This window comes from Lentzea sp. NPDC036955 (assembly GCF_055608005.1).
In genome coordinates this window covers 64,968-80,210 of record NZ_JBVJRC010000010.1, presented here as the reverse complement: position 1 = coordinate 80,210, position 15,243 = coordinate 64,968, and the positions used below count along the sequence as shown (strand labels likewise).

General features: G+C 69.9%; 12 protein-coding genes. 4 read left to right on the top strand and 8 right to left on the bottom strand.

Annotated features, from left to right (window positions below):
* The first annotated feature begins 62 nt into the window (after positions 1 to 62).
* Complete coding sequence (locus ACZ7CF_RS31890; protein ID WP_470371477.1) at positions 63 to 2,993, top strand: glycine--tRNA ligase; 2,931 nt, start codon at positions 63 to 65, stop codon at positions 2,991 to 2,993.
* Positions 2,994 to 3,050: 57 nt separating this feature from the next.
* On the opposite strand, the gene ACZ7CF_RS31885 is transcribed toward ACZ7CF_RS31890, so the two are convergent.
* From ACZ7CF_RS31885 to ACZ7CF_RS31870, 4 genes are all read right to left on the bottom strand, one after another.
* Positions 3,051 to 4,658, bottom strand: a complete 1,608-nt coding sequence (locus ACZ7CF_RS31885) for an ABC transporter substrate-binding protein (protein WP_470371323.1) — start codon at positions 4,656 to 4,658, stop codon at positions 3,051 to 3,053.
* Positions 4,655 to 6,565 (bottom strand): hypothetical protein, encoded by a 1,911-nt coding sequence (locus ACZ7CF_RS31880; RefSeq protein ID WP_470371322.1) that lies wholly within the window; start codon positions 6,563 to 6,565, stop codon positions 4,655 to 4,657. The genes ACZ7CF_RS31885 and ACZ7CF_RS31880 overlap by 4 nt, the downstream gene beginning before the upstream one ends.
* Positions 6,566 to 6,792: 227 nt before the next feature.
* The gene (locus ACZ7CF_RS31875; protein ID WP_458434090.1) at positions 6,793 to 7,581 is read right to left on the bottom strand and encodes a chitosanase; all 789 of its coding nucleotides are present in this window, start codon (positions 7,579 to 7,581) and stop codon (positions 6,793 to 6,795) included.
* Positions 7,582 to 7,761: 180 nt separating this feature from the next.
* Entirely contained in the window at positions 7,762 to 9,471 is a 1,710-nt protein-coding gene (locus ACZ7CF_RS31870) for a S8 family serine peptidase (protein ID WP_470371476.1), read from the bottom strand.
* 214 nt (positions 9,472 to 9,685) lie between these two features.
* Here ACZ7CF_RS31870 and ACZ7CF_RS31865 point away from each other — a divergent pair, with 214 nt between their 5' ends.
* On the top strand, positions 9,686 to 10,804 hold the full coding sequence (locus tag ACZ7CF_RS31865) for a sugar ABC transporter substrate-binding protein (RefSeq protein WP_458434089.1): 1,119 nt from the start codon (positions 9,686 to 9,688) through the stop codon (positions 10,802 to 10,804).
* A 30-nt stretch (positions 10,805 to 10,834) separates the two neighbouring features.
* On the opposite strand, the gene ACZ7CF_RS31860 is transcribed toward ACZ7CF_RS31865, so the two are convergent.
* Positions 10,835 to 11,527 (bottom strand): hypothetical protein, encoded by a 693-nt coding sequence (locus ACZ7CF_RS31860; RefSeq protein WP_360400604.1) that lies wholly within the window; start codon positions 11,525 to 11,527, stop codon positions 10,835 to 10,837.
* A 76-nt stretch (positions 11,528 to 11,603) separates the two neighbouring features.
* The gene (locus ACZ7CF_RS31855; RefSeq protein WP_470371321.1) at positions 11,604 to 11,843 is read right to left on the bottom strand and encodes a hypothetical protein; all 240 of its coding nucleotides are present in this window, start codon (positions 11,841 to 11,843) and stop codon (positions 11,604 to 11,606) included.
* Positions 11,844 to 12,075: 232 nt separating this feature from the next.
* Between ACZ7CF_RS31855 and ACZ7CF_RS31850 the strand changes: the two genes are divergently transcribed.
* Positions 12,076 to 12,282: a cold-shock protein gene (locus tag ACZ7CF_RS31850; RefSeq protein WP_030468404.1), complete on the top strand. Its 207-nt coding sequence runs from the start codon at positions 12,076 to 12,078 to the stop codon at positions 12,280 to 12,282.
* An 88-nt stretch (positions 12,283 to 12,370) separates the two neighbouring features.
* Here ACZ7CF_RS31850 and ACZ7CF_RS31845 read toward each other — a convergent pair whose 3' ends face one another.
* On the bottom strand, positions 12,371 to 12,811 hold the full coding sequence (locus ACZ7CF_RS31845) for an ester cyclase (protein WP_470371320.1): 441 nt from the start codon (positions 12,809 to 12,811) through the stop codon (positions 12,371 to 12,373).
* 67 nt (positions 12,812 to 12,878) lie between these two features.
* On the opposite strand from ACZ7CF_RS31845, the gene ACZ7CF_RS31840 reads away from it, so the two are divergent.
* On the top strand, positions 12,879 to 13,508 hold the full coding sequence (locus ACZ7CF_RS31840) for a TetR/AcrR family transcriptional regulator C-terminal domain-containing protein (protein ID WP_360400613.1): 630 nt from the start codon (positions 12,879 to 12,881) through the stop codon (positions 13,506 to 13,508).
* Here ACZ7CF_RS31840 and ACZ7CF_RS31835 read toward each other — a convergent pair.
* Positions 13,505 to 15,187 carry an acyl-CoA dehydrogenase gene (locus tag ACZ7CF_RS31835; protein ID WP_470371319.1) on the bottom strand — a complete coding sequence of 561 codons (1,683 nt, stop codon included), beginning with the start codon at positions 15,185 to 15,187 and terminating at the stop codon, positions 13,505 to 13,507. The genes ACZ7CF_RS31840 and ACZ7CF_RS31835 overlap by 4 nt on opposite strands.
* Between the last annotated feature and the right edge of the window lie 56 nt (positions 15,188 to 15,243).

The window sequence follows — 15,243 nt, the reverse complement described above, 5'->3', positions numbered from 1 at the left end:
CCCGATCCAGGCCCCGTGACCAGGGGTTTTGTCCGCTTCGTAGACTGGCCGCCGTGTTGACGATGCAGGACGCGCTGCTCGCGCTGACCAAGTACTGGACCGAACGGGGCTGCCTCGTCGTGCAGCCCTTCAACACCGAGGTCGGAGCCGGGACGCTGAACCCGGCGACCGTGCTCCGGGTGCTCGGTCCCGAGCCGTGGCGCGTCGCGTACGTGGAGCCGTCCGTGCGGCCCGACGACGCCCGTTACGGCGAGAACCCGAACCGGCTGCAGACCCACACCCAGTTCCAGGTGATCCTCAAGCCCGACCCCGGCAACCCGCAGGAGCTCTACCTGGGCTCGCTGGAGGCGCTGGGCATCGACGTGCGGGCCCACGACGTGCGGTTCGTCGAGGACAACTGGGCCTCGCCCGCACTGGGCGCGTGGGGCCTGGGCTGGGAGGTCTGGCTCGACGGCCTGGAGATCACCCAGTTCACCTACTTCCAGCAGGCCGGCGGCATGACGCTGGACCCGGTGTCGGTGGAGATCACCTACGGCATCGAGCGGATCATGATGGCGCTGCAGGGCGTCGACCACTTCAAGAAGATCGCCTACGCGCCCGGCATCTCCTACGGCGAGGCGTTCGGCCAGTCCGAGTACGAGATGTCGCGGTACTACCTCGACGACGCGGACGTGGAGGCGAACAAGCGCCTCTTCGAGGAGTTCGCGGCCGAGGCGCGCCGGATGCTCGACGCCCGCCTGCCCGTCCCGGCGCACAGCTTCGTGCTGAAGTGCTCGCACATCTTCAACGTGCTCGACGCGCGCGGTTCGATCTCTACGACCGAGCGCGCGCGTGCGTTCGGCCGGATGCGCGGGCTGGCCCGCGAGGTCGCCGCGCTGTGGGCGGAGCGGCGCGAGGAGCTCGGCCACCCGCTGGGCCTCGCCGAGACCCTGGCCCCCGCCGCCGCGCCGACGTCGTTCGCCGACGTGACCGAGCCCGCGACGCTGCTGTTCGAGATCGGCACGGAGGAGCTGCCGCCGGCCGAGGTGCTGCGGACCGTGGACGCGGTGCGCGCCGGTGTGACGGCGAAGCTCGGTGCGACCCGCCTGACGCACGGCGAGGTGACCGTGCACGGCACGCCGCGCCGGATCGTCGTGCTGGTGCCCGAGGTGTCGCCGCAGGAGCCGGACGCCGAGCGCACGGTGCGCGGACCGCGGGTCTCCGCCGCGTTCGACGCCGACGGCAACCCGACGAAGGCCGTGCAGGGCTTCGCCCGCGGCCAGGGCGTCGACGTCGCCGCGCTGGGCCGGGTCGAGGAGAACGGCGTCGAGTTCGTGGCGCTCACCAGGACCGATGCCGGTCGCGGTGCCGTCGAGGTGCTCAGCGGGCTGCTCGGCGAGGTCATCTCCGACCTGCGCGCCGAGAAGAACATGAAGTGGAACGACCCGAAGCTGTCGTTCACCCGCCCGATCCGCTGGCTGCTCGCGCTGCTCGGCACCACGCCGGTGCCGGTCGCGGTGTCGGCGCTGGCCTCCGGCACGGTCACCCGCGTGCACCGCACGGCCGACGCGCCGGTGGTCGAGGTGTCCGCCGCGGACGGTTACCCGGAGTTCCTGTCCTCACACGGCATCCAGGTCGACGCGCAGGCCCGCGCCGAGGCGATCGTGGCCGCCGCGCAGGAGCTCGCCGCGTCCGCCGGCGGTGTCGCGGAGGTCGACGGCCTGCTGGACGAGGTGACGAACCTGGTCGAGTGGCCGACGCCGATCCTCGGCTCGTTCGAGGAGCGGTACCTGGAGCTGCCCGGCCAGATCCTCACCACGGTCATGCGCAAGCACCAGCGGTACCTGCCGGTCCGCACCGCCGACGGCGCGCTGCTGCCGCACTTCGTGGCCGTGGCGAACGGGTCGGTGGACGCCGACCTGGTCCGCGCGGGCAACGAGGCCGTGCTGCGCGCCCGGTACGAGGACGCGGCGTTCTTCTGGCGCGCCGACCTCAAGACGCCGCTGGAGGAGATGAAGGCGGGGCTGGCGAAGCTGACGTTCGCGGACAAGCTCGGCTCGATGGCCGACCGCGCCGGCCGCATCGCCGCACTGGCCGGTCGCTTCGCCGGTGTGGTCGAGGTCGACCGCGAGACGCTGGACCGCGCGGGGCAGCTCGCGAAGTTCGACCTCGGCTCGCAGATGGTGATCGAGCTGTCGTCGCTCGCCGGTGTGATGGCGAAGGAGTACGCGGTGCGGGCGGGGGAGACCCCCGAGGTCGCGCAGGCGTTGTGGGAGATGGAGCTGCCCCGGTCGGCCGGTGACGCGCTGCCGTCGTCGGTGCCGGGTGCGCTGCTGTCGCTCGCGGACCGGTTCGACCTGCTGGCAGGCCTCTTCGGCATCGGGGCGCAGCCGACCGGCTCGTCCGACCCGTTCGGGCTCCGGCGGGCGGCGCTGGGCGCGGTGAGCGTGCTGCGCGCGTTCCCCGGCCTGCGCGCGATCACGCTGACGAAGGCGCTGTCGCTCGCCGCGGAAGGGCTCGAGGTGCCGGCCGAGGCGCTGGAGACGGCACGGGAGTTCGCCGTCCGCCGCTACGAGCAGGCGCTGCTCGACGCGGGCCACGAGCACCGGTTCGTGCAGGCGGTGCTGCCGCTGGCCGACTCGCCGGTCCTCGCCGACGAGACGCTCGCGCAGCTGGAGTCGCTGGCGGGCGACGAGTCCTTCGACGCACTCGCGGCCGCGTTGCAGCGGGTGCGCCGGATCGTGCCCGCGGACGTGGCGCCGTCCTACGACGCCGCGGTGCTGGCCGAGCCGGCGGAAGTGGCGCTGCACAAGGCGTTCGACGGTGTGACCAAGGACGTCGCCGGTCTCGCGGCGTTCGTGGCGGCGGCCGGGGAGCTGACCGGGCCGATCAACACGTTCTTCGACGAGGTGCTCGTGATGGCCGAGGACGCGGACGTGAAGGCGGCCCGCCTGGGGCTGCTGGCGTCCATCCGCGACTTCGCGGCGCCGGTGCTCGACTGGACCCAGCTCTAGGAAGTGGCGTCTGCAAGTACCACCGACATGAAGTCGGTGGTACTTGCAGACGCCCGCTCAGCAGGACGGGGTGGGGGTGCCGGGGTGCAGCGTCACGCTGCGGACCCGGCCCACCGCCCCGTTCTGCTTTTGCGGCAACGGGCACACCCGCACGACCGGCGGCTCGGCGCCGACCCGGTTGCCGTCGTTGTCGAACATGATCGGCCCGCCCGCTCCCAGCACCGCGGTCTCCGGTGAGGAGACGAAGCTGATCTGGGTGTTCACCTGGCTGCGCTGCACCGGTTTGGTCACCGGCAGCTTGTTGACGGCCTCCTCGACCACGGACACGGCGTCGTAGCCGTTGACCGCCCAGCCCGCGTCGGTGTGCGCCACGTCGAACCCGATCCGGGTGAACTGGCGCTCGAAGTCGGCGAACCCGGTGTTGCCGGGGACCTGCTTGTCCGCCCCACCGACCAGGGTGGCCACCAGGCGCAGCTTGCCGGAGGTGAAGGAGGGCGAGGACAACGCCTGCACGCGCAGGTCCTCCAGCCGCGGGTCGAGCTCGGCCGCCCGCACCCGCTGCCCGTCCGACGTGCTCACCACCGTGATCGAGCTCGCCGAGCAGTGGCCCTGCGAGAACTCCTGGTCGAGGCTGTGCAGGAACATCGCCAGGTCGCGGCCGCGGGCGATGTAGCCGACCGTCACGTCCTTGGTCACGTTGCAGACCCGCCTGGCGGTCTGCGACACCGTGCTCGCCTCGTCCGGGTCGAACTTGACCTCGGTGATGTTGCCGCCGAACTGCTTGTGCATCAACGGCAACGCGGTGCAGGTGTAGGGGTCGGTGCCGCCGGTCGGCACCATGATGAAGTCGAGCCGGGTGCCCGGCAGCGCCGCGCCGAGCGAGCGGATCTGCTCGGAGCCGCGGAAGGCCACCCGGTAGTAGTGGTCGCGGCCCACGCCGTTCTGGTAGGTCGTGTCGGGCTCGCAGCCGCTGTAGTCCGTCTCCTGCGCCGTGGAACCGCTCTGGTCGAACCCCTCCGCCGTGACCAGGTCCGAGACCATCGGGATCTTCTCCGCCGCCAGCAGGTCGGCGATCTCCGCCGAGTGCTGGTGGCTCAGCCCGATCCCGGCCACGGCGACGACCTCGGGGTGGTCGGCGAGTCGGCGCGCGACCTGCACGGCCTCCTGCTCCGGCCCGTACGCGCCGATGTTGCCGACCAGCAGCCGCACCGGGTGCAGGCAGCCGGTGCCGTTCGCGCGGGCCTGCCCGGCCGCCATGCCCTCCAGCTCGTGCACGGCTCGCGCACCGGCGTACTGGTCGGTCATCGTGAGCAGCACGCCGACCGTCACCGGGGTGCCGCTGGGGTCGCAGACCTCGGCCGCCGCGGCGTTCTGCTTCTCGATCACCTTCAGCACGTTCGTGAACGCGTCGAGCTCGAAGGCGTAGGGCCCCTGGCTCAGCCCGACGCACTCGCCGCCGGCCGACCACACGTCCGCGCTGGGCAGCCAGCCGTCCTTGCAGGACAACCGCTTCCACAGCCACGGACCGCCGGTGACGCCCCCGGCCACGAGCGCGACGACCGCGAGCACGGCGACCGGGCGCAGCCAGTCGGTCCACTTCGCGGGGTGCCGCAGCGCTCGCGGTCTGGGCCAGATCCCGAGGTAGAAGCGTTCGGTGAACGTCACCGGTGGTTCCTCCCGAACCGTTCGTAGCGCTGTGCGCGCCTGAGCAGCAGCGCCGGGTCCTGCGCGCGGTTGGAGAGCTGCCGCAGGGCTTGTTCCACGTGCACGGCGTAGTCCTGCAGCACGTCGGGGTCGGTGACGCACGGGTCGTGGTCGAACGCGGGCACGACGCCGAGCAGCCGGTGGACGTGGGCCAGGTCGCTGCCGCGCGCGGCACCGCCGATCGAGTCCGGCGCGGTCTCGCGCGGGTTCACCTCACCGGTGACCAGGTCGAAGAGGTCGAGCCAGGCCTTGGTCGCCATGTCCGCCAACGACTCCAGCAGCTCCGCCGCCACCGCCGCGCGGTCGCCCAGCAGCAGCGTGTGCCGCAGCCGGGGACCCTCGTCACCGGCGTGGTCGCGCAGCTTGCCGACCACCGCGTCCCACGACGCCTCGTCGGTGCCGGGCCGCGCGGCCAGCAGCCGCAGGCCGAGGTAGCGGACGAGCGGTGGCAGCCGCTGCTCACCGGACTCACCCGGTGTCCACAGCGTCGGCGACGAGTACAGCGGCGAGCCCAGCCCGACCGGGTCGGGCAGCAGCGGGGCGAGCGTCTGCGCCTCCAGCTTGGTGAGCGCCGCCGACAACGTGACGAGGGCCTGCACGTGGTGCTTGTTCGCCCTGCCCCCGGCGGAGAACTCGCGCACGAACGGTTCGAGCAGGCCCGTCTCCGCGCCGCGCAGCAGCCTGGCGGGCTCACGGGTGCGGCTCGGTTCGTCGTGGAGCTTGCGCAGCAGCGTGTCGACGGACTTCGGGTGACCGCGGCTCAACCGGTGCACGACCTTGCCCACGGTGCTCGCGGCGAGGTCGTTGGGCCACAGGTGGCTCTTGGCGAGCTGCACGACGTCCTTGCTCGTCAGGTCCTCCGACCGGACCCGCAGCCACACGCGTGCTGAGCGGGCGAGGTCGGCGTCCACATCGGACTCGGCGAGCACCGGTGCCTCCGGCAGCTCGTCCTCGGCCAGTTCCTCGGCCAGCAGCCCGCCGCTCGTGGTCACGACGAGCAGCGGGTCGGGCAGCGCGGGATGGCCGCCGCGGGCGGTGTCCGCGATCGCCCTGCGCACCCGCAGCAGCGCGCGGACGAACGTCGTGGCCACCGCGATGTCGCCGTCGTCGAGCAGCATCAGCACGTTGTGCCGCCGGGTGCTGACCGGCGCGAGGCTGTGCCGCAGATCGGCCAGCAGGGCGGCGACGAGCAGGTCGTCGACGTCGCGGCGCACGTCGGGGTCCCTGCTGCGGGCCTGGGCGCTCAGCCGCAACCGGGCGTGGTCGGCGTTGAGGGAGAGCCGCTGGTCCTGGTGCCCGAACCACTCCAGCGCCGCCCTGCTCCAGCGGAAGCCGGACGCCCGGCGCGAGGTTTCCAGCATGCCGCCGAGGTAGTCGGCGATCCGGTTCACCACCGGCGCCGGGTCCACCGGCAGCTGGATCAGCGAGCCGGCCGTGGCGGCGAGGTCGCGCACCAGGTCGCGCAGGTTGCGGTCGCGGTAGTTGTTCGTCTGCCGGTTGAGCTCTTCGAGCGCGGCCTCCTGGTCGAGGGTGTCGGTGTCGACGCGCATGGCGATCTGCGCGAGCAGGACGCGTTCGAACGACAGGGGGAAGCCGGGGACCTCGGTGCTCAGCCCCAGCAGCACGGCCGCGAGCACCGGCCGCACCGCGCTGTCCCACGCGGTGTCCTCGTCGTCGGCGCTCAGCTCACGCGGCCGCACGAGCACCGTGGGCGTCCGGTCCTGCCACTCCAGCACCGTCTGGTGCAGCAGCGCGGACTTGCCGGAGCCTCCGCAGCCCTCGACGACGAGCACCGGTGTCGCACCTGCCCCCACGGCCCCGACCAGGCCTTGGACGAGTCCGCGCAGCCGGGTGCGCCCTTCGAACACCGTTGGCCTCCTCCGAGGTGCGGGGATCGAAGAACTCTATGCAGCCGTGGAGTTCCTACGGGGGCGAACGACGCAATCTGCCTGCGGTTTCGCCGTGTTGGCCGAATGGATCACCCGTTCGGCCGCGCGGGGGAGCGCGCTGCGTCGAAGCGCGGCAGGGGACCACCCCCGGTCGCACGGTGAAGGGCGCCCCGATCGGGACGCCCTTCACCTGCGCGGTCACGAGGTCACCTGATCTCGAAGCTGTCGCCGTAGACCTTCCACTTGAGCGGCGTCTTCAGGTCGAAGTTGCCTGCCTTGAGCCACACGCGCTGCGCGGTCTCGATGCGGGAGACGTCCTCGTGCGCGGCCTCCTGCTTCATCGCCCACACGCGGGCGTCCATGAACGCGTTGAGCCAGGTGGTCTCGTTGCCGCCCTGCGACGGCGGCTTCGCCTTGCCCAGCGCGCGCTTGCGGATGTTGCTGAAGCTGGTCTTGTCGCCACCGTCGCCGTGGACGACGATCGCGTCGTAGTAAGCGAACTGGCCGAGCGCGCGCACTCCGTCGGCCTTGCCCTGTGCCACGGCCGGGTTGAAGTACACGCGGTCGCGTTCGGACTCCTGGGCCGCCTTGAAGGTCGAGTCCTTCGCCGCGGTCTTCCAGTCCCTGGTGAAGTTCGGGTCCAGGCCCGAGTGCGAGTCCGTGCCGTTCACCCTGCGCAGTGCGGGGAGGTACTTCTCCAGCACGTTGCCGGGCTTGCGGGACTTGTAGAGCTCGACCAGGTCGAGCATGTCCCCCGTGCCACTGCAGAAGCCGATGATCCCGGCGGTGTAGCCGCGACCGTCGTCGATGTCCTCGATGTAGCCGAACTGGGCCCTCCAGTCCGTGGAGGAGTTCTCCGCGCTGGACACGATCTGCATCGCGATGTCCTTGAGGCGCGGCTCGTCGAGGTTGGCTGCGGAAGCCGTTGTTGCGGTGGTGGTGATGAGCGCGGCGCACGCCAGAAGCGCGGCCGCGATGCGACCAGAGAGTTTCACGGTTTTCCTCCGGGGCAGAGATGTGTGGGGTCCCGGGCGGCGTGAGGGCAACGGTAAGCGGTCCACACCACTATTGGCAAGAGTCTTTACTAATTCGCGAAACGGACAATCCCCGCAACGGGCCCCGGAAACGGCAAAGGCTCCCGGCCGAAGCCGGGAGCCCCTGTGGTGCAACGGAAATCAGATGAACTGACCGCCGCGGGTCACCGCGCCGTAGGCGTCCACGATGCCGTGACCGTAGAAGCCGTTGAACTTCGCGTCACCCTCGCAGGTGGCGTCGAACTCGGCGGAACGGCCGACGTTGACGTACGACACCGTGCGCGGGTTCGGGCACGCACGCTGGATCGCCGTCTTGTACAGCACCTTCTCGACCTTGTCGGGGTCGAGGGTGAGGCCGCCGTTCTTCTTGTCCTTCTTGCCGTACTGGCTCACGACCAGCGCGGCGACACCAGCGGCGTGCGGGGCGGCCATCGAGGTGCCCTGCAGGTACTGGTAGTAGCCGACCCTGTCACCGTCGACGGCCTTCTTGACGCCGGCGTCGAGGCCCTTCTGCGTGATGTTCCCGGCCTCGTCGATGTTGCCCTCGGCGAGGGCGACGTTGCGCGGGTAGGTCGACAGGATCATGTTCTCGTTGGTGCGGTACCACGGCGTGCCGAGGCCGTCGCGGAAGTAGCCGCCGGGAGCCGAGAGCGCGGTCTGCTCCACACCGTAGTTGGAGTAGTCCGCCTTGGCGGTCGACGGGCCGAGCGACGAGACCGAGATGACGTGGTTGCCCTCGGTCGGCAGGTTGAGGCAGGTGGCGTTGTCGATCGGGCGGGGACGGGCGTGACCCGGCGGGTAGTTCGGGCTCGCCGTGTCGGTGCGCGGCTTGCCGAGGTCCTCGTGGTTGTTGCCGCCCGCGCCGATCAGCGTGACGCCCTTGCGGTGCGCGTAGTTCAGGGCGCGCTGCACGGTCGCGATGATCGTGCGCTGCTCCAGCTGCTCCTCCGCCGTGGCGGTGGAGTCGTTGGCGCAGTTCATGTACCACGGGTCGACGTAGAACGACATGTTGATCACGTCGAGGCCGATGTCGGCGCCGTAGGTCAGCGCGTCGACGACCGGCTGCAGGAAGAACGACCCCGCGTCCTGCCCACCGCGGATGTTGACCAGCGACACGCCCGGCGCGACACCGGAGATGCCGAAGCCGTTGGCAGCGGCGCCGATGGTGCCGGCGACGTGCGTGCCGTGGCCGCCGTCGTCCCAGTTGGCCGGGTCGACGCAGCCGCGGAACTCGCACGGGCCGTCGAACTCGCCACCGTCGGCGTCGTTCGGGATGTCGACGGTGAAGTTGCGCGACAGCTCGTTGTTGAAGTTCGGCGCGATGTCCGGGTGCGAACCGTCCACACCGGTGTCGAGGATGCCGACGTACACCCGCTTGTCACCGGCCTGCTTGGCGCGGGCGATGTTCGAGCGGACGAGGTTCAGGCCCCACAGGTCGCCGTCGAGCGGGTCCATGCCCGCGGTCGACTTCGGCGCGGCGGGAGCCTTGTTCGCCGCGGTGGTGGTGTTCTCCTTCTCCACGTTGTCGCGCTTGGCCTTCTCGGCCTTCTTCTGCGCCGGCGCGTGGCCGATCGGCTTCGCGCGTGCGGCGCCGGCGACGTCCTTCGACGCCGAGACCTTCTCCACGAAGCCGTTCGCGGGTGCCTTCACGGTCAGCAGGCCGATCGCCTGGTTGTCCCGCACGACCTCGCCACCCGCCGCGTGCACGGCGTCGATCGCGAAGTCGCGGTTGCCCGGGTCCTGCAGGAGCACCGTGTACTCCGTGTCCTGCTGCTGCCCGGCCGCGGCCGGCGCTGCCCCCGCCGCCGATGTGCCCGCGGCGATCAGCGACACCGTTGCCGCCACCGCCATCACGGTTCTGCGCGTTCTCACCTAGCTGTCTCCTCACACCCGGTCAGGGCTGGATCCAACACAGAAGGTACGGCCCCCGATTGCCGCCCAAGTCCAGCACACTAGGTGCGAAATAGGGCGAACATCAGCGCCTTTCGTACGGAATCGAACTGTAGTCGATCGGCCGCAGAGCGTGATGGCCGAGAAGAAATCTTGACTTAACATCTCGCAAGCGATGAACTCCGCGTTTATGCGAAGACGGGTAATGGCGGCGTCGGCATGCGCGCTCCTCCTTCTCTCCGGTTGCGGCGATGCTGACCAGGGCGGTCTGTCCCTGCCCACGCGCGGCCCCAAACCCGTTGTCGGTGTAATCCTTCCGGACCGAACGTCCTCGACGCGGTGGGAAGAACAAGATCGCCCATTGTTGACGCAGGCGTTCAACTACGCCGACATCGAGCCGTTCATCGAGAACGCGGACGGCAACGAGGCGAAGTTCGCCCAGATCGCCGACGAGATGATCCGGCGCAAGGTGAAGGTACTGGTCATCACGCCGTTGTCGTCGGCCGGTGGCCTCGCCGTGCAGAAGAAGGCGAAAGACGCCGGCATCACGGTCATCGACTACGACCGCGTGACGCTCGGCGGCCTGGCCGAGTACCACGTCGGTTTCGACAGCCGCAACGTCGGCCAGCTCCAGGCGGAGGGGCTGCTCGGCTGCCTCGGTGACCGGCCGGGTGCCCAGATCATCGAGGTCGAGGGCGCGCCCACCGACCACAACGCGACGCTGTTCGCGCAGGGCCACAAGGACCGGCTGGAGGCCAAGTACGCCAGCGGGGCGCTGAAGCTCGTGAAGTCGGCGCCGGTGGACAACTGGGACGCGGTCCTCGGCGGACAGGTGTTCGAGCGGATCCTCACCGAGAACGGCGGCAAGGTCGACGGCGTGGTCGCCGCGAACGACGGCCTCGGCGGCGCGGTCATCGAGGTGCTCAGGAAGAAGGGCCTCGCGGGCAAGGTCCCGGTCACCGGGCAGGACGCCACACTGGACGGTCTGCGGGCCGTGCTGCGCGGCGACCAGTGCGTGACCGTCTACAAGCCGGTGCGCGACGAGGCGGAGGCGGCCGCCCGGCTGGCCATCGCGGTCGCCCGCGGCGACCTGGCCGGTGCCGACGACCTCGCGACGGGCAACCTGCGCGACCCCGTCTCCCGGCGGGACGTGAAGGCCGTGCTGCTGGGCGCCACGCTGATCAAGCGCGACACGGTGCGCACCATGGTGACCCAGGGCGTGATCAAGGCGCAGGAGCTGTGCGCGAGCGAGCTGCAACCGGTGTGCGTGCAGCAGGACATCGTCGGCGGCTGACCCCGGTCGCCCGCCACGACCTCCCCGGCACTAGTCGGGGAGGTCGTGGCGGCCGGAGATGAACTCCTGCACGGCGATCTTCGCCCGGATGATCGGCTGCCGGATCCGCGCCTCGCGCCGGTACGCGCGGGCCAGCTTCCGCGAGCCCTCCCGGTAGCGCCAGCGCGCCCACGGCGACCCCGGCCGCGCGAGCCGGACCGCGCCCACCGCGGGCACGACCGGCACCAGCAGGCCCAGCAGTCCGGTCCAGATCTTGCCCTTGAGCAGTGCCGCGATGGCGAAGCACAGGTTGACGCCGATCGCGATGAGCCGCAACGTGAACGTGCTCGCCGGCGTCGTCTCCGGGTTGAGCTGCAGCACCTCGTCGTAGCCCAGCGGCCGCGCGCCCAGCAGGAACAGCCCGGTCAGCCCCACGGCGAGGAACACCGCGTCCACCGACAGCCGGCCCGCCTTCGTCCAGTACACGTCCCGCAGGTGCAGGATCAGCGCGAACTCGTCCAGCACCAGCGCGGCCCCGACGCCGAGCCCCGCCGCGGCCGCGAGCCGCGCGCCGTGCAGGTCGTCCGGGATCACCAGGCTGGTCACGCTGGACAGGAGCAGCAGCACCGTGCCGAACACGACGTGGTGCACGTGCGTGTCCCCGTGCACGACGTTGCGCGGCCACCAGCGCACCTTCGCCCTGATCATGCGCACGCTGATGCGGATGAACACGAACGTGGTCACCAGTCCGACGAAGAAGAAGAGCAGTCGTTCACTGCCGGTCAAAGCCACGGCCCCCCGGGTCCAACGACCCTCCAGGTTACCGCCTCCGGTGCGGCCCGGAGCCGATGTTGATGCCACCGTCGACGTTTCCGGTGACCTGGACCACGTTGCCGGTGACGGTCCCGGTGACGAGGTTCGTCACGCCGCCGGAGGGCCGCGGGGCGAGCTCGGCGGACAGGCTGGTCAACCGGGCGAACAGGAGGGCGTGCAGTCCGGCGCGCACGCGCGGGGCCACCGCCACCGTGATCGACAACGCCGCCACCTGGGGCACGGCCACCTCCGCGTCCTCGTTCCGGATCTCACGGTAGCAGCGCGAACGATGGCTCGACTGGGAGCGGGAGGTCGTGGTTCACTGTCCATGGTCGTACGTTGTGTGTTCGTGCTTGAGCGTGATCATGCGACGAGGTTGAGAGCGTGTGGATTCTCCAGGTTCCGGAGATGACGCAGTTCCAAGCTTGACCCGGTGGTCGCGAGCGCGATCCGGCACCTGTTAGAGGAGAAGTAGCAAGATGGCAGTACAGGGCACCGTCAAGTGGTTCAACGCGGAGAAGGGCTTCGGCTTCATCTCCCCTGACAACGGTGGCGCCGACGTGTTCGTCCACTACTCCGAGATCCAGATGAACGGCTACAAGGCTCTCGAGGAGAACCAGCGGGTCGAGTTCGAGATCGGTCAGGGCCAGAAGGGCCCGCAGGCCCAGGGCGTTCGCGCCGTCTGAGTCTGACTGGTCAGCACATCTGATCTGTCGCGAAGCCGCTGTCCGTTTTCGGACAGCGGCTTCGCTGCGTCTTGTGCCCGTGCGGGCGCTAATACTCTTGCGGGGCCTCGATCAGGCCGAGCTGGTGCAGCACCGTCGCGGAGTCGCCGTAGACGCGTTGGCAGACCAGCACGTCCTTGTCGAACAGGAAGAACCCGGACATCCGGACCTTGAACGACTTGCCGGTCACCGGTTCGCCGGTCAGGCTGCCCAGGTGCGTGCCCTGCAGCTCGAACTCGACGATCACGGCGTCGTCGGCGTGGTAGACCTCGACGACCTTGCTCTTCTGGTCGGGGAACGCCGCGCGCGTGCGCGTCCAGTAGTCCCGCACCGCCTCGGTGCCGTCGAGGACCTGACCGGTGGCCATGATCTCGAACCGGGGGCGGCTGAAGGGGGCCAGGCCCGCGTCGAAGTCGTACTCGTTCTGCGACTCGATGAGCTCCAGGACGATCGCCTCGCGCAGCGCTCTGAGCGCCTTGGACTCGGTCATGCCGCCCGACCTCCTACGTACGCCGTACGTCGGACGGAAGCTACTCCACGTCGTATGGTCTTCGCCAGTGTCCTCGCCCCGTGAACCGCTGACCCGCGCCCGCATCGTGGATGTGGCGGTGCGGCTGATCGAACGCGAGGGCGTGGAGGCCGTCTCGATGCGGCGGCTCGCGGCGGAGCTGGGCGCGGGCACGATGTCGCTGTACAACCACGTGCCGAACAAGGCGGTGCTGGTCGACCTCGCCGCCGAGCGGATCATGGCGCAGGCCAAGCCCTATCACGTCGACAGCGACGACTGGCGCGACCACGTCCGTGCGCACGCGCGTGCGGTGCGGGAGCTCGCGCGGCAGCATCCGCGGGCGTTCGTGCTGCTCGCGACCCGGCGGCTGAGCGGGGAGGCGGGGTTCCGGACCATCGAGGCCGCGCTGGTGAACATCGAGAAGGCCGGCTTCCGCGGCAAGGTCGCCGTCGGGATGATGCGGGCGATGGTGTCGTACCTGCTCGGAACCCTGATGAGGGAGGTCGCGACGTCGCCGGAGCTCGGCGGGATCGCGCTCTCACCGTTCGAGGGCGTGGACGCGGCGGCGTTCCCGTTGTCGGCGGAGGTCATCGACGAGCTGGGGACCTACGACCACGACCAGGAGTTCGAGTTCGGGCTCGAACTCCTGATCACGGCGTTGGAGCGCTACCAGGGCTAGGGGCGCATCTCGTAGCGGCCGGAGAGCGCGACCACCTGCTGCCACACGGCGTCGAAGCGGGCCTGGTCGACGTGCGGCTTGCGGATCTGCTGCACCGCCCACTGCTGCTGGGCCTCGGTGCTGCTCGGCTTGCCGTGCAACGCGGTCGCGTACCCGGCGAAGTCGCGGACCAGCACGTCGAAGATCTGGTCTACGACGGCGTCACCGGTGTCGGTGGTCTTGGCCTGCTCCAGCACCAGCTGGCCGTAGACGACCAGGGTGAAGAGGTGACCCAGGTTCAGCAGGAAGTCGAGGTCCTTCTGCTGCTCCGCGTCCGGTGCCGCGGTGGTGAGCAGGGTCTTGAGCGCGTTCGCCTGCTCGTGGAACAGCGCCACGTTCGGCAGGTGCGCGTGCTCGGCGTAGATCGGCTCCCAGTCGTGGAACTGGACCTTGCCGAGACCGCGCGCGGGGCCCTGGTGCCAGAAGAAGTCGTCGTCGCTCGCGTCGTGGCGGGTCGGGACCTCGGCGTAGTCCTTGGGGTTGAACAGGTAGTTGGGCATGAACTTCAGCACCAGGGCCAGGTTCACGTGCACGGTGCCCTCGAGCTTGGGCAGTGCGCGGATGTCGGCCGTGGCGCGGGTGAAGTACGTGTCCTTCTCGAAACCCTTGGCGGCGATGACGTCCCAGAGCAGGTCGATGACGTTCTCGCCCTCGCTCGTGACCTTCATCTTGGTGATGGGGTTGAAGAGCAGGTAGCGGCGGTCGTCCTCGCCGGCGCTGCGGAAGTAGTCGACGCTGCGATCGGCGAAGAGCTTCATCGCGGCGAGGCGGGCGTAGGCGTCGACGAAGTTCTGCCGCACGTGCGGGAAGTCGGTGACCGGGTTGCCGTAGAGGATCCGGTTGTGGGCGTGGGTGATCGCCTCGTAGAAGGAGTGCTCGCAGATGCCGATGCTGGCCGTGCACAGGTTGAACTTGCCGACGTTGACGGTGTTCAGCGCGGCGGAGAAGGCGTCGGGGCCGCGGTGCAGGACGTCCGCGTCGGTCAGCGGGTAGTCCTCCAGGCGGAACTCGCTGACGAACATCTGGCTGTCGACGACGTTCTTCACCAGCTTGAAGTTCTCGTGCTGGCTGTCCACGGCGAAGAAGAGGTACTCGTCGTCGATCTTGCCGAAGACGCTGACCATGCCGGCGACGTTGCCGTTGCCGATGTAGTACTTGCTGCCGTTGGCGCGGTAACCGTCGGCGGTCTTCGTGACGATCATGTCGGTGCTGTAGACGTCGGCGCCGTGCTCCTTCTCGGAGAGGCCGAACGCGAAGACGGCGCCGGAGTCGAGCAGCGCCGCCGCCTTCTGCTTGGCCTCCTCGTTGCCGCTCATCCAGATCGGACCGAGGCCGAGCACCGTGACCTGCCAGGCGTACCAGTACTGCAGGCCGTAGAAGCCGAGCACCTCGCTGAACGCGGCGTTGCGTGCGGCGTCCCAGCGCTTGGCGGGGTCGACGCTCGCGGGCGTGCAGAAGGTGGCGAAGAGCTTCTCCCGCTTCACGAAGTCGAGGAACTCCGCGTACCAGACCTTGTCCTGGGCGTCGGCGATGAGCTGCCGCTTGCCGCGGGCCTCGAACCAGTCGACCGTGGCCTTGAGCAGGCGGCGGGTCTCGTCGTCGAGGTGCGCGGGGTCGTAGTGGTTCGGGTCGAGCAGCACGGGGGAGCCTCCTTCGTCTCTCCGCCGGACGCTACCAGTGAGTAACTTGCGGGTCT

Coding starts and splice junctions, on each gene's coding strand:
- ACZ7CF_RS31890 (WP_470371477.1), top strand. CDS start 63: ATGCAGGACGCGCTGCTCGCGCTGACCAAGTACTGGACCGAACGGGGC.
- ACZ7CF_RS31870 (WP_470371476.1), bottom strand. CDS start 9,471: ATGGCGGTGGCGGCAACGGTGTCGCTGATCGCCGCGGGCACATCGGCG.
- ACZ7CF_RS31865 (WP_458434089.1), top strand. CDS start 9,686: ATGAACTCCGCGTTTATGCGAAGACGGGTAATGGCGGCGTCGGCATGC.
- ACZ7CF_RS31850 (WP_030468404.1), top strand. CDS start 12,076: ATGGCAGTACAGGGCACCGTCAAGTGGTTCAACGCGGAGAAGGGCTTC.
- ACZ7CF_RS31845 (WP_470371320.1), bottom strand. CDS start 12,811: ATGACCGAGTCCAAGGCGCTCAGAGCGCTGCGCGAGGCGATCGTCCTG.